This window comes from Catenulispora sp. GAS73 (assembly GCF_041262085.1).
Classification (GTDB): Bacteria; Actinomycetota; Actinomycetes; order Streptomycetales; family Catenulisporaceae; genus Catenulispora.
In genome coordinates this window covers 100,780-120,111 of sequence record NZ_JBGCCM010000013.1, presented here as the reverse complement: position 1 = coordinate 120,111, position 19,332 = coordinate 100,780, and the positions used below count along the sequence as shown (strand labels likewise).

The window sequence follows — 19,332 nt, the reverse complement described above, 5'->3', positions numbered from 1 at the left end:
ATGCACGTGCACTTAGTGCGCAAGCAACTTATGCGTCGGCACTTTATGTTGTGGAACCTTGTGCGGGAGAATCTTGTGCGCTCGCACGTGTTATCATGGCGCCATGGAGACCGAGTCCCTCCTTGAGCGAAACCTCGTCGAACAGTGGCGAGAGCTCGTCGCGCGCAAGACCCGCGTGTGGAACGCCTTGGAGCTGGAGCTCGACCGGCAGCACGGGCTGTCGGCCAGCGAGTTCGAGGTGCTGGACACGCTGTCGGAGTACGACTGCGCCGAGCCGCCGCGAGTGCAGGAGTTGGCCGCGCACGTCCCGATCACGCAGAGCGCGCTGTCGCGGATGATCGGCCGTCTGGAGACCCAGAATCTGGTCACCCGGACCCTGTGCAGCTCCGACCGGCGCGGCGTCTTCGTGGTGCTGACCGACGAGGGCATGCAACGGCTGGCCGAGGCCCGGCCCACGCACCGCGCGGTGCTGGCCGCCGAGCTGACGGCGACCGCGACCGAGTCCTCGGCCCAGGCGCCGACCCCGGTCGTGCTGTAAGTCGTGCGGTAACCGGAACCCCGTCCCCGAGCGGCCTCCGCGCCGCTCGGATCACCGGCGTAGATTCGGTCCATGCCCACCGAAGCCGTAGTCCGCACCCCCGCCCTGGACCGCCCCGACCTGCTCGCGGCGCCGGTCGCGACCGCGCTGCGCGCGTTGCCGGCCCTCGCCCCGCTCGTCGAGGTGGCGCAGATCGATCCCGAACTGGCCGACACCGAGGCGTTCTGCGCCGCGTACGGAGTGCTGCCCGAGGAATCTGCGAACTGCGTGATCGTCGCAGCCCGGCGCGGCGAGCAGACCTCTTATGCCGCCTGCATGGTCCTGGCGACCACGAAGGCCGACGTCAACTCGCTGGTCCGCAAGCATCTCGGGGCGCGCAAGGCGTCCTTCGCCCCGATGGACACGGCCGTCGAGCTCAGCGGCATGGAGTACGGCGGCATCACGCCGATCGGCCTGCCCGCGGACTGGCCGGTCCTGGTCGACGCGGCAGTGGCCGCGGCCCCGGTCGCGGTGGTCGGCTCCGGGATCCGCGGATCGAAGCTGTGGCTGCCGGGTACTGCGATCGCCGGCCTGCCCGGCGCGCAGGTGCTCGAAGGGCTCGGCGTCGCGCGCTGAAAAGTCGTGCGCCGAAAACCAGACGGGTTCCGGACCGCCCCACGGTCCAGAACCCGTCTACCCACTACGACGCTGCGAGTACGACAAAGCGTTGCTGCCGGAAAGGATTGATCAGCGGCGGCGGCCGGCGAGCGCGCCGACCGCCCACAACACCAGCGCCGCTCCGGAGAACGCGGCCCCGGTGAGGGCGACCGCGGTCCAGCCGCCGGCCGCGAACGCCGCGCCGGAAGCCGCCGAACCGGCGACGCCGCCGAGGAACACCGCGGTCATGTAGGCCGTGGTGATCCGGCTCCGCGCCTCCGGACGCAGCCGCAGCGCCACCGCGAGGTTGGTGACGTGCGCGCCCTGGACCCCGAGGTCCAGCACCACGACGCCGGCGACCAGCGCGATCAGCCAGTGGCCGCCGTGCACGCCGAGCAGCAGCCAGGCGCCGAGCATCGTCGCGAACATCAGGCCGCTGACCAGGCCGTCCCGCCCGGAGTCGGTGGCCCGGCCGGTCACCTTCGCCGCCGCGGCACCGGCCGCCCCGGCCAGGCCGAGCAAGCCGATCGCGGCCTCGCCGAAGGAGTACGGCGGCCGCGCCAGCTGGAACGCGACCGACGTCCACAGCACCGAGAACGCTGCGAAGCCGAGGAAGCCGAACGCCATGCGCTGCCGCAGCACCGCCTCCTCCCGCACCAGCCGGACCACGCTGGCCAGCAGCGCGCCGTAGCCGAGATGCTGGGACGGCGCGAGGTCGGGGAGCACCCGGTGCAGCACCACGGCCAGGCCCAGCGTCAGCACGGCGGCCGCCGCGTAGACGGCGCGCCAACCGGCGAGCTGCGCGAGCAGGCCGCCGGCCGTCCTCGACAGCAGGACCCCCATCAGCACGCCGCTCATCACCGATCCGGTCACCGCCCCGCGCTGCCGCGGCTCGGCCAACGTCGCGGCGAACGGCACCAGCACCGGCCCGGCCACCGCCGCCGTGGACAGCACCGCCGCCGAGACCACCAGGACGGTGAACCCCGGCGCGGCGGCCGAGGCGGCGAGCGCCGCCGCCGTCACCGCGAGCAGTCCGACGAGCAGCCGCCGCCGGTTGACCACGTCGGCCAGCGGCACCAGCAGCGCCAACCCCACCGTGTAGCCGACCTGCCCGACGGTGGCCAGCAGCGAGGCGGTGCCGGGCCCGAGGCCGAAGGACTTGGCGATGGCGGTGAGCAGGGGCTGCGCGTAGTAGAGGTTCGCGACCGCGATCCCGGCCGCGGCGGAGAACAGGAGCGTCGTTTTCCTGGACAGGCCCGCGTCCGGGCCCAGGGGCTGGCGCGCCCGGGCCGGGCCCGAGGCGGCGTCCGCCTTCGTCTGTTCGAGCACTGTGGTCGTCATGCGATGAAAGTACGACGGCGTAGCGAGACGATGAATGGCTAAGAATCTTGATTCGCTGTCTTATCGTCTCGCCGATCGGCGGCTACCGTGGCGTCATGGACATCCTCAGCGACGCGCTCGACGCGTTGCGCACCGGTCGTCCCGCGGTGGTGCGCACCGAGGCCCGCGCGCCGTGGGCCGTCCGCTTCCAGCCGGTCGCGGGGGCCGGGTTCCACGTGGTCGCCGAGGGCGGCTGCCATCTGGTGCCGCCGGACGGCGAACCGCTGGCGCTCGGTCCCGGCGACATCATCTTCCTGCGGCGCGGCAGCGGCCACACCCTCTGCGACACACCCGGCACCCCGGCGATCGACTTCGTTCCGGACAAGGTCGGCGCGGGCTCCCCGATCGGCCGCTTCACCGTGCCCGGCGAGGGCGCCGCCGCGGTCCTGATCTGCGGCGCGTACCCGCTGGACGTCGAGCGCCGGCACCCGGTCCTCGGCGACCTGCCGGACGTCATCCACCTGCCCGCCCGCCCCGGCCGGCACCCCGCGCTGCGCTCGGCGGTCGAGCAACTCTGCGCGGAGATCCAGGCGCCGCAGCCCGGCTCGGACACGGTGGTCGCGACGCTGGTCGACCTGCTTCTCCTCTACATCCTGCGGTCCTGGTACGCCGAGCAGCCGGACCAGCGCGCCCGCGGCTGGGCCGCCGCCCTCGGCGACCCGGTGGTCGCCCCGGCACTCCAGGCCATCCACGACGACCCCGGCCATCCCTGGACCGTCGAGTCGTTGGGCGAGCGCGCCGGGCTGTCGCGTGCCGCGTTCGCCCGCCGCTTCGCGACCGTGGTCGGCGAGCCGCCGCTGACCTACCTCACCGACTGGCGCATGGTCACGGCGGCCCGGATGCTGCGGCAGTCCGGCGATCCGCTGGCGGCGATCGCCGAGCGCAACGGCTACACGTCGGAGTTCGCGTTCGCGAAGGCGTTCAAGCGGCGGTTCGGGATGCCGCCCGGCGCCTATCGCAAAGAGCTGCGGCAGGCCGCGGTCCCGGGCCCGAGTCAATGATCTGAGGCGTTCGCCACACTACGGATCCGCCGAGGAATGTTGCGGCAGAGGAGCCTGTTTCTCCACCATGGACGGGCCGGGTTCGACAACCGGCCCGATAGATCGGCCCCACTACCGTGGGGACCGGTCCGTCGACCGCCGGGCCGGCCGACCCCGCCATCATCGGGGCCGGTCGGCCCGGTGTCGTGGGAGCCGCAGAAGCTCGATCACGATGAAGCTGATGATCAGCACCACGACGAACAGGCCGATCGTCGCCAGGCTCCCGACCCGCGACGGCGGGAACAGGATCTGGCGCACGACGTTCAGGCCGCCCACCACGAGCACGTAGAGCCACCAGGGTCCCCGTCGAGTCCATCCGCCGTCCATGACTGCCTCCCGTTTTTTAGCACAGCGGTATCAAAAACAATCTAACACACGTGTGTGAGAATGGCGCCGTGCCGAAAGTCGTCGACCACGAGCGCCGCCGCGCCGAACTCAGCGAGGCTCTGTGGCGGGTCGCGCTGCGGGACGGCTTCGACGCGGTGACGGTGCGCTCAGTCGCGCAGGAGGCCGGCTGGTCGGCCGGTGCGTTGCGGCACTACTTCCCGGACAAAGCGGAGATGGTCCTGTTCGCCGTGGACCTGATCGTCGGCATGGCGCAGGACCGGGTCCGGGAACTGCACGAGGGCGGCGCCGGGGTGCCCACGCCGGAAGTGCTGCAGGAACACCTGGAGCAACTGCTGCCGCTGGATCCGCCTCGGCGGGTGGAATCCGAGGTCTGGTTCGCCCTGGTCACACTGGCCCGGTCCGACCTCCGCCTGGCCCGCCGGCGACAGGAGATCGACGACGCGATCAGGGGCTCGGTGGACAGCGTCATGATGACGCTGGACCAGATCGGACGGCTCGGGACCGGCCGTGATCAGGCCCTGGAGTCCCAGCGGCTGCACGCGCTGCTGGACGGACTGGTGATCCAGCTGACGGCCGACCCGCCCCGGCTGACGGCGGACGAGGCCCGGGCGGTCGTGGCCGGGCATCTGGCGGATCTGGTCCGGTAGCTCACCAGCCGGCAGCTCACCAGTTGAGCAGCTCCGCGAGCCCGCCGAGCAACTCGAAGAACGACCGGATGTTCTTGTTCAGCCGGACCCAGTACTCGCCGGTCCACAACGGCGGGAACTTGGGGTACAGCGGCTGGAACAGGCGGAACCTCGAACGGCCCGAGGCCAGGACCTTCACTCCCGAGTACCAGATGAGACCGAGGCCGCAGAACACCAAGTGGAGGACCAGCGCGACCGGGGTCAGGACCCAGCAGAGGGTCCAGTAGAGGCCGTACAGCACGAACGCGACGGCTATGAGGGGGCTGAACAGGATGACGAAGAAGTACCACCAGCCGCCGTGCTTCTTCTTCGGCTTCGGCGCCGCCTGTGCTTGGGCCTGGTCCGGGCCCTGCGGCGGCTGACCGTAGGGCTGCTGGCCGGGAAACTGCTGGCCCGGGAATTGTTGTCCCGGGTACTGCTGCCCCGGGTACGGCTGGCCGCCAGGCTGCTGGCCGGGGTACTGCTGCGGCGGGACCTGGGGATACGGCTGCTGCTGCGGATACGGCTGCGGCGCCCCGTATTGCTGCGGCGGGTAAGGCTGCTGCGGGTGCGGATTCGCGGAGGGTTGCTGCGGCGGCGGACCCTGATATCCCTGCTGCTGCTGCGGATAGGGATACGGCTGCTGCGCGGGCTGCTGCCCCTGCCCTTGCGGATACGGGTACGGCGCCTGCGGAGGCTGCTGGTACGGCTGACCGTTGTTGGGCCAACCGTTGTTCGGCTGCTCGGTCATCGGTTCCCTCCCCGTACGTCTGACAAGCAGCTGACAGAGTACCGTCAGCTGCTCTTATTTCCACGGGGCGTTCAACTGTCCAACAGCGTTCAACCGGCGGCGCCGACGACTCCCGGCCGCCGACGCCGCGTCGGATCCGGGCCGCTACTGCTTCTGCTGCAGCGGCTTCGCCAGATCGGTGTCCAGCTGCCGGAAGTTGTCCGCCGAGTTCTTCAGCATGTCGGACAGGGCCTTCAGAGATCCGTCGATCTCCGTCCGGCCGTCCTTCCACCCCGACGAGAACGAGTGCAGCGCGTTCTCGACCTCCGCCGCGCCCATCTGTCCGTCGTACTGGTGCGTCCAGTCGCGCGCCGCGTTCATCCGTGTCCTGATGGACTCCAACTGCCCGCCGAAAGTGTCCAGCGCATCGACGTCAACAGCAAGATCCGGCATTTCACGCCCCCCTCGTGTTCAACCCATCACGTCCCTGACGAGTGTATAAGCCGACTTCACCCGGCGATACGGTGCGCGGCGGCGAGCAGAGCTTCGCGCGCCGCCGGAAGACTTCCGGCGACCAGTGCCCCGTCTCGCTTCACGACGCGACCGTCCACGATCACGGTGTCGACGTTACCGGGGTGCGCCGACGAAACGACCGTGCCGACCGGGTCGTGATGCAGCGGCAGCAGGTTCGGCGCGTCGGCGCGAAGCAGCACGAGGTCGGCCCGCTTGCCGGCGCGCAGCGAGCCGATCCGCCCGGCCAGGCCGAGAACCTCGGCTCCGCCGAGGGTCGCGGCCCGCAGCACGTCGGCCGGCGAGGGCCGCGAGCCCGCGCCCAGGTAGCCGGTGACCAGGGCGGCGCGCATCAGCGTGAACATGTCGCCGGCGGTGGCGGTGACCACATCGACGCCGAGGCCGTAGCCGATCCCCGCGGCCCGGAGCCGTCCGATCATCGGGGCGCCGTGGCCCATCTGCGCTTCGACGGCCGGGGCGATCGCCACCGAGCCGCCGGAGGACGCGATCAGACGCAGTTCCTCGTCCGGCAGGGAGTTGGCGTGGACGTAGACCGTGCCGGCGGTGAGCAGGCCCTCGCGCTCCAGAGTGGCGATCGGGCGCTGGGCGACCGGCCCGGCACCGACGTGCACGGCGATCGGCAGAGCCAGCTCGCGCGCCAACTTCCAGTCCTCGCGCACCGATTCGATCGGCGAGTACGAGGGCCCCATCGGAGACAGCGCCATGGTCAGCAGGCTGCCGTCGTCCGCCGGGAAGTAGCGTTCGCGGACACGGCGGATGTCGACGAGGTCCCGGGCCGTGCTGAAGACCGGGAAGCCATAGCCGAACACCGCGCGGATGCCGGACGCTTCGAGAGCGGACACGGCCGCGTCGGCGTGGTCGGGCGACCGCATCGCGTGGGCGTAGTCCTGCACCGTCGTGACCCCGGCGTCGAGGCATTCGAGGGCGCCGAAGTAGGCGCTCGCGCGGAGGTCGTCCGGCGTGAACCGCGGTCCGAGGCGGCCCGCGACCGACTCCAGATAGCCGCCGAGGTCGGTCTCGGTGGTCAGTGCCCGCAACGCGGTCAGCCACAGGTGGCGGTGGGTGTCGACGAAGCCGGGCAGGACCACGCGATCCGAGGCGTCTATGACCTCGGCGGTCCCGGCCGGCAGACCGGCGCCGACCTCGACGATGCGGCCGTCCTCGATCAGCAGGTCGACGCCGGAGCGCACGGTCGGGACGGCGGAAGCGGGCGGTCCGGACAGAGCGGCGTCGTCGAAGTCGATGAGGCACGCGATGCCGGAGACGAGCAGGCGGGAAGCGCCCATGAGAAAACCCCTCCAAAGAAAGCTTTATTAAAAGCTATCGGGGAAGGGGTCTACGCTGTCAAGCGTGACGAGCCCTCCCGACCGCGCCGAGCAGCTCATCGCGGCCTGGCGCGCCGAGCTGCCGGAGGTCCTGGGGCCGAGCACCGAGCTCACCAAGCGCGTCCTCATCCTGGCCGGCCGCCTGGACGCGGCCACCCGCGCCGAACTGCCGGCCCTCGGCCTCACCGTCGCGGCCTACGACGTCCTGCTCTCGCTCCGCCGCGCCGGGGCGCCCTACCGCCTGCGCTCCAACGAGCTGACGCAGGACCTCATGCTCAGCACCGGCGGCACCAGCAACGTCATCAACCGGCTGGCCGCCGACGGCCTCGTCCACCGCGAACCGGACCCCGCCGACGGCCGCAGCACCCTGATCCGCCTCACCCCGGAGGGCGTGGCCCTCGCCGAGCGCGCGGTCCGGGCCACCAGCGCGGCCCACGAGGCGGTGTTCGCCGGGCTGCCGCCCGAGGTCGTCGAGACCGCGACCCGGGCGCTGCGCGCGATCCCCGCCACGCCGCCGGCCGGTGCGGTCGCGGTCCAGCCGGCAGCCGCGCGGGTGCGCCGCGTCAGGAACTGAGCGCGCGCCGGTCGTACTCGCCCCGCGCCGCGTCGATCTCCTCGATGTTGGCGTAGGCCCACGCCCGAACCTGCTGCACGGTGGCCAGCAGGCTGGTTCCGAGCTTGGTCAGCGTGTACTCGACGGTCACCGGCACGGTCGGGAACACCTCGCGGCTGACCAGTCCGTCGCGCTCCAGGGCCCGCAGAGTCTGGGTCAGCATCTTCTGGCTGACGCCCTCGACCTTCCGTTTCAGCTCCGAGAAGCGCAGGGTCCCGTCCTCCAGCGCCATCAGGACGATGCCGGTCCAGCGGTCAGAGATCCGCTCGAAGATCTGCCGGGACGGACAGTTGCTTTCGAAGACGTTCCAGGCCTTTACCTCGATGGTTTCCACCAGGTACCTATACAACTGGCAGGTGCCTTCTTTCAATGGGAGAGCTGGGTGCCTAACGTCGAAGGCATGAAAGCTGTCATCGCCACCGGCCTGAACGTGCTGGCCGACTCTCTGGAAATCGCCGACGTCCCCGAGCCCGAACCGCAGGCCGATGAAGCCGTGGTCGCGGTCGAAGCCTTCTCCGTCAACCGCGGCGAGGCCCTGTTCCTGACCGGCGCCTACGGCCGCCCCGTGGACAAGGGCTGGCGCCCCGGCCAGGACATCGCCGGCGTGGTGGTCCGGGCCGCCGCCGACGGCTCCGGCCCGGCCGTCGGCGCCCGCGTCGTCGGCCACCCGGAGGGCACCGGCTGGGCCGAGCAGGTCGCGGTCCCGACCGGCAGGCTCGCCGAGCTGCCCGACGCGGTCTCCGCGCCGACCGCGGCAGCCCTCCCACTCGCCGGGCTCACGGCGCTGCGGCTGGTCCGGGCGGCCGGCGACATCGTGGGGCGCCGCGCGCTGGTCACGGCCGCGGCCGGCGGCGTCGGCTTCTTCCTGACCGAGCTGCTGGTCGGCGCGGGGGCCGAGATCGTCGCGGTGACGTCGAACGACACCCGGGCGGTCCGGCTGCGGGAGCTCGGCGCCGCGCAGGTGGTGAAGCGCGCCGCCGACGCCGAGGGCCGGTTCGACCTGGTCTTCGAATCCGTCGGCGGCCAGGAGTTCGCCGACGCGGTCGGCAAGGCCGCGCCCGGCGCCACGGTGCTCTGGTACGGCCAGGCCAGTCTGAAGGCGCCGACCCTGGACTTCTTCAGCCTGATGGCCTCGACCCCGCTGACCATCAAGCACTTCCCGCACTGGATCTCGCCGTTCACCGACGGCCAGGACATCGCCACCCTGGTCCGCCTGGTCGCCGCGGGCCGTCTGCACCCCGAGGTCGGGCGCGTCGCCGACTGGGCCGACACCGCGCAGGCCCTCGTCGACGTCTACGAGCGCCGGGTGCAGGGCAACGCGGTGCTCACGATCGGCTGACCACCCGCACGGTCGTCACGAATTCGTCTCAGCCGGGAACCACCCCGAACATCCATGCGTCCCCCACAAGGGAGAACCTCAGCACAGACGGGGGACAAGACATGGCGGGGCTCGACGAACGCGCGCGGGCGGGGCTGACAGCCCTGCTCGCCGTGGGCATCCCGGTCGCGGCGGGCATCGCGGCCGGGATGCGCGGCAGCGGCGACGGTCCGGTGTTCCAGGCCGGTGCGGTCCTCGGCGCGTGCGCGGCGACGCTGCTGGCGACCCGCCGCGGGCTGTGGTGGCTGGTGCCGGCGCAGCCGATGATCGTGGTGCCCTCCGCGGTGCTGGGGATGTTGCTGTCCGAGCCGAGCGGGACCAACCGCACGAAGATGGGCACGGATGCCGTGAGCGCGCTGCACCACGCTTTCGTCATCACGCTGGTGGCGCTGGGGGCCGTGATCGTGGTGGCGCTGCTCAAGGCCGCCGTCGGCCGGGGCGGGGAGCCGAAGTCGGCCGGGGCGCACCGTGGCTAAGACGGGGAAAGAAGACGAGAAGGCTGCGCAGGCTGGCACCGCGGTACGCCGGACCCCGCCGGCGATTATCGCCGCGCGCAGCGTCTTCGCGCTGGCCGGGGCCGCCGTGCTGGCCGGCTCGGGCGTGGCCTGGTACGGCGTGCACAAGCTGGACAGTGGTGTGCAGACCGTGGACACCAGCCAGGTGCACCTGTCCCACGGCGCGCCGGCGCCCAAGCACACCGGCCTGGACAAGTCCGTCAACGTCCTGCTGGTCGGCCTCGACTCGCGGTACGCGATGAACGGCGACCCGCTGCCGGACAGCGTCGTGCACGACGAGCTGCACGCCGGCTCCGCCTCCGACCTGCTCGGCGGCCAGAACGCCAACAGCGAGATCATCCTCCACATCCCGGCGAACAACGGCACGCCGACCGCGGTGTCGATCCCGCGCGACGACTGGGTCGACGCGCAGGACGGCGACGGCAACTCGATGGGCACGATGAAGGTGAAGGAGGCCTACGGCAACGCCTACTACTACGCGACGCAGAAGGCCTCGGCGAATGGCACCACCGACGTCCACCAACTTGCGAAGATCGGCCACGCCGCCGGGATCAAGGCGCAGATCGCCACCCTGGAAGCGCTGCTGAACATCCCGATCGACCACTTCGCCGAGGTGAACCTGATGGGGTTCTACGACGTCGCCGGCGACGTCGGCCCGGTCCAGGTCTGCCTGAAGCGGCCGACCAAGGACGAGAACTCCGGCGCGGACTTCCCGGCGGGCGTCTTCACCCTCCAGACCCAGACGCAGGCGCTGTCCTTCGTCCGCGAGCGCGAGGACCTGCCCAACGGCGACCTGGACCGCACGCACCGCCAGCAGGCCTACATCACCGCGGTGCTGAAGAAGCTCAAGGACCAGGGCATACTCAGCGACCTGTCGAAGATGGACAGCCTGATCGGCACCGCCGAGAAGGACGTCATCATCGACAGCGGCTGGGACCTGCTGGACTTCGCCGGCAACGCCTCCAGCCTGTCCGACAGCAGCACCTCCTTCCGCACCGCCCCGATCGTCACCGACTCGGAGTGGAAGTGGATCGGCAAGAACCACGAGGTCGGCAACGCCATCGACATCCCGACGGTCCAGTCCTTCGTGAAGAACGCCTTCGCGGGCAGCGACGCCACCGCCCCGGCTCCCACGACGCCGGTCACCTCGCCGACCCCGGCGCCCACCCCCAGCGCGACCAGCACGCCTCCCCCGCACGTCACCGGCACCGCCGTGGTGTTCAACGCCTCCGGCGTGAACAACGCGGCCACCAAGGAGGCCGCGGCCCTGACCGCCCTCGGCTTGACCACCTCGGTCGGCAACAACATCCGCCCCTACCACCAACACACGACGGTGCTGTACGGAAGCGGCGCTTCGGCGGCCGCTCAGGCCGTCGCCGCGCAGCTCGGCGGCGGGGTGACCCCGACCGCCAGCGATGCGCTGAGCGCCGGCGCGGTGCAGGTCTTCATCGGTACGGACAAGGGCGACGCGATCGTCGCCGGGACGGTCGGGACGGTTCCGACGACGCCGGGGACGACGAGCACGACGAGCACGACGTCGGGCAGTTCGACGCCGTCGTCCTCAGCGACGACGACCGATTCGGGCAACGGTGAGAACGGTGGGACGATCGCCGGGAACGGGCCCGATTCGCAGAACGGGATTCCCTGCATCAACTGACCCCATCGCAACCTGCGTATAGACACTTTGTGCGTCCCTTGAATACGCAGGTTGCGGGACCCGACGCGATCCTCCAGGCCCCAAGATCCCCTCAAGTCCATCAAGAGGGGGGATCCTCCATGTCTCGACGCAGGTCCCGCGTGCTCGCCTCGGTCGGCGTGCTCGCCGCGGCGGCCGGGGTCATGGCGCTGCCGTCGACCGCCGCGCAGGCGGCCGCACAGCACGTCAACGGCCACATCGCCTGGCCCGACAACACGGCCGGCTGGACCGAGGCCAACGCCGACGGCTCCAACGCCCACGCGGTGACCCCGAGCGGTGGTGGGTACACGGGCACCGGCGCGGTGTCGCAGGTCGAGTATTCGCCGGACGGAGCGAAGGTCGCGTTCGTGGTGACCTCCAAGAGCGTCCCGGGGACGGCCGAGCTGTGGATCGCCGACGCTTCCGGCGCGAACGCGCACCGCGTCATCGGTGGGTTCACACATGTGCAGAGCCTGGCCTGGTCCCCGGACGCCACGAAGATCTACTTCGTCGCAGACCACGCGCAGTACGCCGGCGGCCAGGTCAACGTGATCGACGTGGACGGTTCCGGTCTGTCCGTGCTGCCCGGGCAGACCAACTGCGTGTCGGCTTCGCCGACGGTGGCACCGAACGGCCTCGTCGCGTTCTCCGAGCAGTGTCCGGGGTCGGGATGGCCGATCGCCGTGGCCTTGGATCCCGGCGCGACCTCGCTGCGCCAGCTGGGCTTCCGGCCGCAGTCGTCCATGGCCTTCTCCCCCGACGGCAAGTGGATCGCGTACATCTCGCTCTTCACCCCCAGCGGCACCGGTCTGAACATCATCCCGGCCGCCGGCGGCGCCCCGGTCCAGATCAGTCCCGAGAATGTCGGCGGCCCGATCGCCTGGTCCCCGGACGGAGCGAGCCTGCTCACCTGGACCAGCAAGCCCAACGGTTCCTCGCCGCAGATCAACGTGCTGAACAAGGTCGCCGTCAAGCCCGGCTCGCCGCTGGTGCCGATCGCGACCGGCTCTGACATCACCTCTGAGGCCAGCTGGCAGAACGGCGCGAGCACGGCCCCGGCCCGCCCGGTCGCCGACCGCATCGGCGGCGCCGATCGCGTCGACACCTCGGTCAAGGCCTCGCAGTGGTCCTTCGACACCACCGGCACCGGCGGCCGCCAGGCGGCCAGCGCGGTCATCAGCCGCTCGGACCTGTTCGCCGACGCCCTCGCGGGCAACGCGCTGGCGGCCGAGAAGGACGGTCCGCTGTTCATGACCGGCACCACCTCGCTCGACCCGCGGATCGGCGCGGAGCTGACGCGCATCCTGCCGCACGGCGCGAACGTCTACATCCTCGGCGGCACCAAGGCGCTGAGCACCGAGATCGACGCCCAGGTCGGTGCGCTGGGCTTCACGCCGGTGCGGGTGGCCGGCGACGGCAAGTCCTACGCCGACGACCGCTACGGCACCGCGCAGGCCATCGCCGACCAGATCACCGGTTACAGCTGGAAGGCCGGCGTGCGGGTTCCGGTCTCCGCCCCGCACTCGGTGTTCGTCGCGACCGGCCTGGACTACCCCGACGCGCTGGCCGCCGGCGCGGCGGCGGCTCAGGACCCGAACGGCACGGGTGTCGTGATGCTGTCCGACGGCACCGGCCTGCTGCCCTGGACCCAGGCCTACCTGGCCAAGCTCGACCCGGCCAAGACCCACGTCTACACCGTCGGCGGCCAGGCGACCACCGCCGTGGCCAAGGCCTTCCCGCAGTGGAAGGGCCTGACCACGCCGCTGGCCGGCGCCGACCGCTACCAGACCGCCTACCAGGTCGCGACGCACTCGATGTTCGGTCCGACGCTGCACGAGGTCGGGATCGCGACGGCCGCGAACTGGCCGGACGCGCTGTCCGGCGGCGCGCTGATCGGGCTGCAGCACGGGCCGCTACTGCTGGCCGGACCCAACGGTCTGACCGCGCAGGAAGCCAGTGTCCTGGGTACGCCCGGACTCGGCGGGATCGCGGTGTTCGGCGGCACGTCCGTGGTCTCCGGCACGGTGCTGAACGCGACGGCGAACACCGCGTTCGGTGCGGGCGGCTGGGACGCGGGCTTGAACCGCCAGGCTCCTGCGCTCAAGTAGTTCTGAATCCTCTTCTCGTCTGCTTATAAGGATCGGCAAGAAATGACCTCACGTATGCGCGTCCGCCTCGGTGCGGCCGCGGTGGCGGCGGCAGCCGTCGGCGGGATGCTGGCCGTGTCCCAGCCCGCCGCGCAGGCGGCCCCGGCCTATCAGAACTCGTTCATCGCGTTCGGCGGCACCGGCCCGGGCTGGTCGGTCGTCAACGCGGACGGCTCCGACCAGCACGCCATCACCCCGAGCGGCGGCGGCTACGACCCGAGCACGATGTCCGTGTTCGGCCTCAAGTACTCCCCGGACGGATCGCAGGCCGCGTTCGCGGCCAGCAGCAACAGCGGGTCGGCGCTGTGGGTGTCCGCCGCGGACGGCAGCGGCGCGCACAAGGTCGTCGGCGCGATCGACGGCACCTTCCGGACGAGCCTGGCCTGGTCGCCGGACGGCAAGCTCGTCTACTACTCCGCGAACGGCCAGATCTTCCAGACGAAGGCGGACGGCTCCGGCACCCCGACGGTCGCGTTCACCGACTCGGGCGACTGCAAAGACACCTCGCCGCAGACCACACACAACGGCTACATCTACTTCGCCCGGGTCTGCTCGGGCCGCTCGCCGGCCCAGTACAGCGGCTACGCGATCCACCGCCCCGGCGACCTGCTGCCCGCGCCGACCGGAGGGAACAACTACACGCCCTCGGCGATCTCGCCCGACGGCACCCGGTACGCGATGGACTACCCACTGGCCCCTCCCGGCTCCACCCAGCCGGCCGAAACGCTGTTCGGCAATCCGGTGAACAGCGACGACATCATGCACCCCACGGTCAGCCTGGCCGCGAACCACACCATGCAGGCACTCGCGTACGGCGCGTCCGGCAGCCTTGTCTACACGGACACGTCCTCCGCCCAGACCGGTCCCGGGAACTACACCTGGACCTCGGCCATCCAGACCGTGCCGGACCGGCCGAACCAGACCCCGCACACGGTCGCCACGATCGTCGGCACCAAGCCGAACATCATGCCGGTGCAGTTCGTGGACTGGGTGGACGGCTCGGCGAACTTCGGCTCCCGGCCGGTCGCCGACCGCGTCGGCGGCAGCGACCGGATCGCCACGTCGATCGCGGCGTCGAAGTGGACCTACGACGACAAGAACGGCAGCGGGCGCAAGGCCTCCTCCGCCGTCCTGGCCCGCAGCGACACCTTCGCCGACGCGCTCGGCGGCACCGCGCTGGCCATCCAGGAGAACGGTCCGCTGCTGCTCACCCCGACGGCGTCGCTGAACAAGGGCGTCGAGGCCGAGCTCACCCGGATCCTCCAGCCGCACTCGACCGTGTTCGTCCTCGGCGGGACCGCGGCGCTGAGCCCGGCGGTGGCGAACCGCCTGACCGCACTGGGCTTCTACGTCCAGCGGGTCGCCGGCGACAACCGCTACGCGACCGCCGTGGCGATCGCGCAAGACATCAGCGGGACGCCGCACCAGACCAGCTCGGTGCTGATCGCCACCGGCGTCGACTACCCGGACGCCCTGGCGGCCGGCGTCGCGGCCGGGCAGGAGCGCTACACCGGGCCGGGCGAGTCCAACGGCCTCAACGGCGGCGTGGTGGTGCTCACCGACGGCACGTCCATGCCCAAGGAGACCGCCGACTACCTGAAGTGGATCGACCCGCACGTCCAGCGCGTCTACGCGGTCGGCGGCCAGGCGGTGAAGGCGGTCGCGGCGGCGTTCCCGTCCTGGACCGGCGTCACGCCGCTGGCCGGCGCGAACCGTTACGAGACCGCGGCCAAGGTCGCCGCCTCGCCGTTGTTCGGCTCCGGCGCGGCCGGACGCTACTCGATGGTCGGCGTCGCCACCGCGGGCAACTGGCCGGACGCGCTGTCCGGCGGCGCGCTGATCGGCAACCAGGGCGGCCCGCTGCTGCTCGCGGACGCCGGCGGCACGCCCGGTTCGCAGGCCGCTGTCGTGAGCGGCGCGCATCTGAAGGGGCTCGTCGTGTTCGGCGGGACCTCGGTCGTGAGCAACGGCGCGCTCAGCGCGATCGCGAACAACGCGTTCGGCGCCGGCGCTTGGGACTCGGCGGTCGACCGGGATGCTCCGGCGCTGCCGTAGTCAATGCCGTAGCCGCAGCCGATGCCGCAGCCGATGACTTCGTAGTCGATGAGTCGATTCGTCGAGTAATCGACGCACCCTGACACGCCGAGGGCGCGCTCGGACGATCCGCACAGGATCGCTCCGGGCGCGCCCTCGGCGTTCGAGTGTTTACAGAGTTAGGAAACTTAACTAACCTGGCGAGATATCAGATGTATGAGACCTCACGCCACCCCCGCGCGAACCCGCTGTGAAGTCTCTCTTCGCCCCTTGAGCTGGAAGGAGTCACGATCATGACAGACCCCACCCGTCGCCCCACGATCGTGAGCAGGCGTACAGTCATCCGATCCCTGGCGGTCTCTTCGATCGCCGCACCGGTAGCGCTCAGCGCGCTGGGCGAAGTGCCCGCCTGGGCCACCGGATCGCGCCCCGCCGCGACGCCGCTGTGGCATCCGGTCCCGGCCGTGGACAAGCTCAACGCCTTCGAGGGCGTCGAGGCCGACCGGGGCCACCGGCATCCGGACCGCACGTACGCCCTGGTCGAGAACGCCGACCACTACCGGCTCAACATCTGGCACGACGACCTCGACACCACCGGCTCGAACGACCGCCAGCGCACCGAGGTCAAGGGAATGGTGCAGAACGGCACGGCCTTCAAGATGCTGAACGGCCAGACCTGGCAGATCGACTACGCCATGTACATGCCCTCGACGCTGCACGGCACCAGCCGCTTCACGCACATCTTCCAGACCAAGACCGTCGACCCCGACGCCGGCCCCTGGTGCACCCTCGACCTCACGCGCGGCTCCGGCGGCACGGAGATGATCAACGCGAGGGCGTACGGCACCCCCGGAGCGCCCGACATCGCCGCCGGCCGCCTCGCGCCCCTCCGGGACCGGTGGGTCACGGTGCAGTGGACCCTGACCATCGGCCAGCGGGGCGCCGCCACCTTCGCACTGCTCAACGGGACGGACCCGAGTTCCCCCGTCTACATGAAGGGCAGCCTGAAGAACGTGGTCATCCCCGCGAACACCTCGTACGTGCGGCCCAAGTGGGGCATCTACCGCTCGATCGAGAGCGCGCCCTCGGACATCATCGACACCTACATCCTGTTCAAGAACTACACCGCGACCCGGCTGTCCTAGCTCTAGCTCTAGTTCTGGCCTTGCGTCACGAGGCGTCGCAGCACGATGACGTTCTCGGTGACCATCGCGGTCTGCCCCTGCGGATTGGTGGCCGTCCGCTGCGGCGCATCACATCGCTCGACGCGCCACCCCTCGTCAAGCCGCAGCGACGCCACCACCTCCTCAGGCGTGGGGAACTGCACGTCCTGACCGGCCTGCCACGACCACGGCGCCACCGAAGCGTGCTCCACCACGATCAGCAGGCCGTTCGGCGCCACCGCGCGCGCCGCCCGACGCAGCACCTCGGTGCGGGGGAATTCGAGCGGCATGTGGAAGTACGTGGCGCAGACCAGATCGAAGTCGCCGGAAGGGAAGTTCTCGGCGAGGTCGTGGCGGACCGGGTGGACCCGGTCCGCCACGCTGACGGCCCAGGCGCCCTCAGCGACCCGGTCCAGCGCGGTCTGCGAGACGTCGACGGCGGTGACGTCCCAGCCCTGGCCGGCGAGCCAGATCGCGTCGCCGCCGTGGCCGCAGCCCAGGTCCAGCGCTGTGCCCGGGGTCGGGGCGAAGGTGGTGACGAGATCCTTCAGCACCACGTTGGGCTTGGTGCCCCAGTTGGCGTTCAGCCGTGCGTAGTGCTTCTCCCAGAAGGTCGCGGAGTCGGTATCGGTATCGAGGTCGCTGTGCACCTGAGGTCTCCTTTTCGCAGCGTGGTCCGGCACCGACGACCTTGCGCCGCGCCCTGCCGAACTTGCAATCTTTCATGCCGTTTCAGCAATCTGAAGTCATGCCGAACACCAAGCAGCACATCCTTGACGCCGTCGGCCCGCGCCTGCGCGACCTGCGCCACCGTCGCGGAATGACGCTCGCCGAACTCGCCGAGCACACCGGCGTCAACGAGAGCACCCTGTCCCGCTTGGAGAACGGCACCCGCAAACCGACCCTGGAGCTCCTCCTCCCCCTCGCCGAGGTCTACGCCGTCCCGCTCGACGACCTCGTCGGCGCACCCCGCACCGGCGATCCGCGCATCCACCCACGGCCGGTGACGCGCCACGGCATGACCCACATCCCGCTCAGCCACCCCGGCGGCGTCCAGGCCCACAAGCTCCTCATCCCACCGCGGCCCGACGCCGAGCCGGACCTGAAGACCCACGAGGGATTCGAGTGGCTCTACGTCATCGCCGGCCGGCTGCGCCTCCTGCTCGGCGACCAGGACCTGGTCCTCAAGCCGGGCGAAGCCGCCGAGTTCGACACCCGGGTACCGCACTGGCTCGGGGCCGACGGCGAGCGCACCGTCGAACTCCTGATCCTGTTCGGGAAGCAGGGAGAGCGCGCGCATCTCAAGGTGCGTACCGCCTGACACGCGGATCGGGCTTCCCCTCAATGATCACTGTGCCGAACGACGACCTCATCGCCGCCGCCCAGGCCATCGTCCATCCGCACCGGGTCGGCGACCGGCTGTTCGGCGACGTCGGCGCGGCGTTAATCACCGAGGACGGCAACGTCTACGCGGGCGTGTGCATCGACACCGAGGTGGTCCTGGGACGCGGGCGGGCGGCGCTCCTCCGCGAGCTGCTGCCCGCCCACGAATGGCCCGACCCGCTCGGCTGACGCGCGGTCACGCGGCCTGCCACGGACGGATCTTCTCGGGATTCGCCACCGCCCAGATGTGCCGGATCCGTCCGTCCACGACCTCGAACGCGAACACGCTCAGCGTGCGGCCGTCCTGCTGTGCGACCAGTCCGGGCAGCCCGTTGACCGTGTACTCCACGAACATCGCACGGTCGGCCACCGCGTACGCGAGCTCGGCGTAGGCGTGGGCGATCTCCACGCCGCCCACGATGGGCTCCGGATGCGTGGGGACGAACCCGCCGCCGTCGGCGGTCGCCGTGGCCTCGGGATCGAGCAGGCCGATCAGCGCGTCGATGTCCTGAGTCGCCCACGCCGCCTTGAAGTCCCGCACGATCGCGGCCTGCTCCGCACTCGGGCCGGCGGGCGCCCGCGCGGTCCGGATGCGACGACGCGCGGACGAGGCCAGCTGGCGACAGGCGGCCGGGCTGCGGCCGACGATCTCGGCGACCTCGCCGAAGGGGTAGCGGTACACGTCGTGCAGGACGAAGGCGACGCGCTCGGCCGGCGTCATCGCGTCCAGGACAACCAGGAAGGCCATCGTCACCGACTCGTCGAAGGTGACCCGGTCGGCCGGGTCGCCCCCGCCGGCCGCGCGGTGCCCGCCGATCCACTCCGTGGGCTCGGGCAGCGGCTCCGGGATCCACTCGCCGACATACGTCTCCCGCCGGACCCGCGCCGAGGCCAGCAGGTTCAGGCAGATGCGGCTGGCGACCGTGGTCAGCCAGGCCCCGGGCGACGCGATCTCCTGCTGCTCCTGCGCGGACATCGCGTACCAGCGGGCATACGCCTCCTGCACGACGTCCTCCGCGTCGGCGAGGGAGCCGAGAAGCCGGTAGCCGATGTTGATCAGCGAGCGCCGCTCGCCCATGATCGCGCTGACAGCGGGATCGGGTCCGCCGTTTTCCAGCTCATGACCCAGCTCGGATTGCGTGGTCATGGTCCCCCACCTCCTCGGTCGTGTCTGTCTCTCTACCCATGACGACAAGGCAGCGCGGCGAAGTGTGAGGCGACACACCTGACG

Annotated in this window: 21 protein-coding genes; 13 read left to right on the top strand and 8 right to left on the bottom strand. The window is 70.9% G+C overall.

Going from position 1 to position 19,332, the window contains the following annotated elements:
• The first annotated feature begins 103 nt into the window (after nt 1-103).
• The gene (locus tag ABH935_RS20950) at nt 104-538 is read left to right on the top strand and encodes a MarR family winged helix-turn-helix transcriptional regulator (protein ID WP_370379598.1); all 435 of its coding nucleotides are present in this window, start codon (nt 104-106) and stop codon (nt 536-538) included.
• A gap of 72 nt (nt 539-610) precedes the next feature.
• Nucleotides 611-1,153, top strand: a complete 543-nt coding sequence (locus tag ABH935_RS20945; RefSeq protein WP_370379597.1) for a YbaK/EbsC family protein — start codon at nt 611-613, stop codon at nt 1,151-1,153.
• Nucleotides 1,154-1,264: 111 nt separating this feature from the next.
• On the opposite strand, the gene ABH935_RS20940 is transcribed toward ABH935_RS20945, so the two are convergent.
• Complete coding sequence (locus tag ABH935_RS20940) at nt 1,265-2,515, bottom strand: MFS transporter (RefSeq protein ID WP_370379596.1); 1,251 nt, start codon at nt 2,513-2,515, stop codon at nt 1,265-1,267.
• Between the two features lie 95 nt (nt 2,516-2,610).
• On the opposite strand from ABH935_RS20940, the gene ABH935_RS20935 reads away from it, so the two are divergent.
• Nucleotides 2,611-3,555: an AraC family transcriptional regulator gene (locus tag ABH935_RS20935; protein WP_370379595.1), complete on the top strand. Its 945-nt coding sequence runs from the start codon at nt 2,611-2,613 to the stop codon at nt 3,553-3,555.
• Nucleotides 3,556-3,714: 159 nt separating this feature from the next.
• Here the strand turns inward: ABH935_RS20935 and ABH935_RS20930 are convergent, their stop codons facing one another.
• The gene (locus ABH935_RS20930; RefSeq protein WP_370379594.1) at nt 3,715-3,921 is read right to left on the bottom strand and encodes a hypothetical protein; all 207 of its coding nucleotides are present in this window, start codon (nt 3,919-3,921) and stop codon (nt 3,715-3,717) included.
• 68 nt (nt 3,922-3,989) lie between these two features.
• Here ABH935_RS20930 and ABH935_RS20925 point away from each other — a divergent pair, with 68 nt between their 5' ends.
• Entirely contained in the window at nt 3,990-4,589 is a 600-nt protein-coding gene (locus ABH935_RS20925) for a TetR/AcrR family transcriptional regulator (RefSeq protein WP_370379593.1), read from the top strand.
• 16 nt (nt 4,590-4,605) lie between these two features.
• Here the strand turns inward: ABH935_RS20925 and ABH935_RS20920 are convergent, their stop codons facing one another.
• The 3 genes from ABH935_RS20920 to ABH935_RS20910 all read right to left on the bottom strand — a co-directional run bounded on the left by ABH935_RS20920 (nt 4,606) and on the right by ABH935_RS20910 (nt 7,154).
• Nucleotides 4,606-5,358, bottom strand: coding sequence for a hypothetical protein (locus tag ABH935_RS20920; protein ID WP_370379592.1), 753 nt, complete (start codon nt 5,356-5,358; stop codon nt 4,606-4,608).
• Nucleotides 5,359-5,502: 144 nt separating this feature from the next.
• Nucleotides 5,503-5,790, bottom strand: coding sequence for a hypothetical protein (locus ABH935_RS20915; RefSeq protein ID WP_370379591.1), 288 nt, complete (start codon nt 5,788-5,790; stop codon nt 5,503-5,505).
• 56 nt (nt 5,791-5,846) lie between these two features.
• Nucleotides 5,847-7,154: an amidohydrolase family protein gene (locus ABH935_RS20910; protein ID WP_370379590.1), complete on the bottom strand. Its 1,308-nt coding sequence runs from the start codon at nt 7,152-7,154 to the stop codon at nt 5,847-5,849.
• Between the two features lie 64 nt (nt 7,155-7,218).
• On the opposite strand from ABH935_RS20910, the gene ABH935_RS20905 reads away from it, so the two are divergent.
• Entirely contained in the window at nt 7,219-7,767 is a 549-nt protein-coding gene (locus tag ABH935_RS20905; RefSeq protein WP_370379589.1) for a MarR family winged helix-turn-helix transcriptional regulator, read from the top strand.
• Here ABH935_RS20905 and ABH935_RS20900 read toward each other — a convergent pair.
• Nucleotides 7,757-8,140, bottom strand: a complete 384-nt coding sequence (locus ABH935_RS20900; RefSeq protein WP_370379588.1) for a winged helix-turn-helix transcriptional regulator — start codon at nt 8,138-8,140, stop codon at nt 7,757-7,759. The genes ABH935_RS20905 and ABH935_RS20900 overlap by 11 nt on opposite strands.
• 66 nt (nt 8,141-8,206) lie before the next feature.
• On the opposite strand from ABH935_RS20900, the gene ABH935_RS20895 reads away from it, so the two are divergent.
• The 6 genes from ABH935_RS20895 (at nt 8,207) to ABH935_RS20870 (ending at nt 16,700) form a co-directional block, all read left to right on the top strand.
• Nucleotides 8,207-9,145 (top strand): zinc-binding dehydrogenase, encoded by a 939-nt coding sequence (locus ABH935_RS20895; protein ID WP_370379587.1) that lies wholly within the window; start codon nt 8,207-8,209, stop codon nt 9,143-9,145.
• Nucleotides 9,146-9,246: 101 nt separating this feature from the next.
• Nucleotides 9,247-9,660, top strand: a complete 414-nt coding sequence (locus ABH935_RS20890; RefSeq protein WP_370379586.1) for a DUF6542 domain-containing protein — start codon at nt 9,247-9,249, stop codon at nt 9,658-9,660.
• Nucleotides 9,653-11,356 carry an LCP family protein gene (locus ABH935_RS20885; protein ID WP_370379585.1) on the top strand — a complete coding sequence of 568 codons (1,704 nt, stop codon included), beginning with the start codon at nt 9,653-9,655 and terminating at the stop codon, nt 11,354-11,356. The genes ABH935_RS20890 and ABH935_RS20885 overlap by 8 nt, the downstream gene beginning before the upstream one ends.
• 119 nt (nt 11,357-11,475) lie before the next feature.
• The gene (locus ABH935_RS20880) at nt 11,476-13,482 is read left to right on the top strand and encodes a cell wall-binding repeat-containing protein (RefSeq protein ID WP_370379584.1); all 2,007 of its coding nucleotides are present in this window, start codon (nt 11,476-11,478) and stop codon (nt 13,480-13,482) included.
• A gap of 42 nt (nt 13,483-13,524) precedes the next feature.
• Nucleotides 13,525-15,576: a cell wall-binding repeat-containing protein gene (locus tag ABH935_RS20875; protein ID WP_370379583.1), complete on the top strand. Its 2,052-nt coding sequence runs from the start codon at nt 13,525-13,527 to the stop codon at nt 15,574-15,576.
• Nucleotides 15,577-15,848: 272 nt separating this feature from the next.
• Nucleotides 15,849-16,700 (top strand): hypothetical protein, encoded by an 852-nt coding sequence (locus ABH935_RS20870; protein ID WP_370379582.1) that lies wholly within the window; start codon nt 15,849-15,851, stop codon nt 16,698-16,700.
• 8 nt (nt 16,701-16,708) lie between these two features.
• Here the strand turns inward: ABH935_RS20870 and ABH935_RS20865 are convergent, their stop codons facing one another.
• Nucleotides 16,709-17,368 carry a class I SAM-dependent methyltransferase gene (locus tag ABH935_RS20865; RefSeq protein WP_370379581.1) on the bottom strand — a complete coding sequence of 220 codons (660 nt, stop codon included), beginning with the start codon at nt 17,366-17,368 and terminating at the stop codon, nt 16,709-16,711.
• A gap of 98 nt (nt 17,369-17,466) precedes the next feature.
• On the opposite strand from ABH935_RS20865, the gene ABH935_RS20860 reads away from it, so the two are divergent.
• Both ABH935_RS20860 and ABH935_RS20855 read left to right on the top strand, forming a co-directional pair.
• On the top strand, nt 17,467-18,039 hold the full coding sequence (locus tag ABH935_RS20860; RefSeq protein WP_370379580.1) for a helix-turn-helix domain-containing protein: 573 nt from the start codon (nt 17,467-17,469) through the stop codon (nt 18,037-18,039).
• Nucleotides 18,040-18,071: 32 nt separating this feature from the next.
• The gene (locus ABH935_RS20855) at nt 18,072-18,290 is read left to right on the top strand and encodes a hypothetical protein (RefSeq protein ID WP_370379579.1); all 219 of its coding nucleotides are present in this window, start codon (nt 18,072-18,074) and stop codon (nt 18,288-18,290) included.
• A gap of 7 nt (nt 18,291-18,297) precedes the next feature.
• Here ABH935_RS20855 and sigJ read toward each other — a convergent pair whose 3' ends face one another.
• Entirely contained in the window at nt 18,298-19,248 is a 951-nt protein-coding gene (gene sigJ, locus ABH935_RS20850) for an RNA polymerase sigma factor SigJ (protein WP_370379578.1), read from the bottom strand.
• Nucleotides 19,249-19,332 lie beyond the last annotated feature (84 nt).

What these genes read in the sequence shown, in the direction of transcription:
- ABH935_RS20950 (WP_370379598.1), top strand. Translation starts at nt 104, where the DNA reads ATGGAGACCGAGTCCCTCCTTGAGCGAAACCTCGTCGAACAGTGGCGA.
- ABH935_RS20945 (WP_370379597.1), top strand. Translation starts at nt 611, where the DNA reads ATGCCCACCGAAGCCGTAGTCCGCACCCCCGCCCTGGACCGCCCCGAC.
- ABH935_RS20940 (WP_370379596.1), bottom strand. Translation starts at nt 2,515, where the DNA reads ATGACGACCACAGTGCTCGAACAGACGAAGGCGGACGCCGCCTCGGGC.
- ABH935_RS20935 (WP_370379595.1), top strand. Translation starts at nt 2,611, where the DNA reads ATGGACATCCTCAGCGACGCGCTCGACGCGTTGCGCACCGGTCGTCCC.
- ABH935_RS20930 (WP_370379594.1), bottom strand. Translation starts at nt 3,921, where the DNA reads ATGGACGGCGGATGGACTCGACGGGGACCCTGGTGGCTCTACGTGCTC.
- ABH935_RS20920 (WP_370379592.1), bottom strand. Translation starts at nt 5,358, where the DNA reads ATGACCGAGCAGCCGAACAACGGTTGGCCCAACAACGGTCAGCCGTAC.
- ABH935_RS20915 (WP_370379591.1), bottom strand. Translation starts at nt 5,790, where the DNA reads ATGCCGGATCTTGCTGTTGACGTCGATGCGCTGGACACTTTCGGCGGG.
- ABH935_RS20910 (WP_370379590.1), bottom strand. Translation starts at nt 7,154, where the DNA reads ATGGGCGCTTCCCGCCTGCTCGTCTCCGGCATCGCGTGCCTCATCGAC.
- ABH935_RS20895 (WP_370379587.1), top strand. Translation starts at nt 8,207, where the DNA reads ATGAAAGCTGTCATCGCCACCGGCCTGAACGTGCTGGCCGACTCTCTG.
- ABH935_RS20890 (WP_370379586.1), top strand. Translation starts at nt 9,247, where the DNA reads ATGGCGGGGCTCGACGAACGCGCGCGGGCGGGGCTGACAGCCCTGCTC.
- ABH935_RS20880 (WP_370379584.1), top strand. Translation starts at nt 11,476, where the DNA reads ATGTCTCGACGCAGGTCCCGCGTGCTCGCCTCGGTCGGCGTGCTCGCC.
- ABH935_RS20875 (WP_370379583.1), top strand. Translation starts at nt 13,525, where the DNA reads ATGACCTCACGTATGCGCGTCCGCCTCGGTGCGGCCGCGGTGGCGGCG.
- ABH935_RS20870 (WP_370379582.1), top strand. Translation starts at nt 15,849, where the DNA reads ATGACAGACCCCACCCGTCGCCCCACGATCGTGAGCAGGCGTACAGTC.
- ABH935_RS20860 (WP_370379580.1), top strand. Translation starts at nt 17,467, where the DNA reads ATGCCGAACACCAAGCAGCACATCCTTGACGCCGTCGGCCCGCGCCTG.
- sigJ (WP_370379578.1), bottom strand. Translation starts at nt 19,248, where the DNA reads ATGACCACGCAATCCGAGCTGGGTCATGAGCTGGAAAACGGCGGACCC.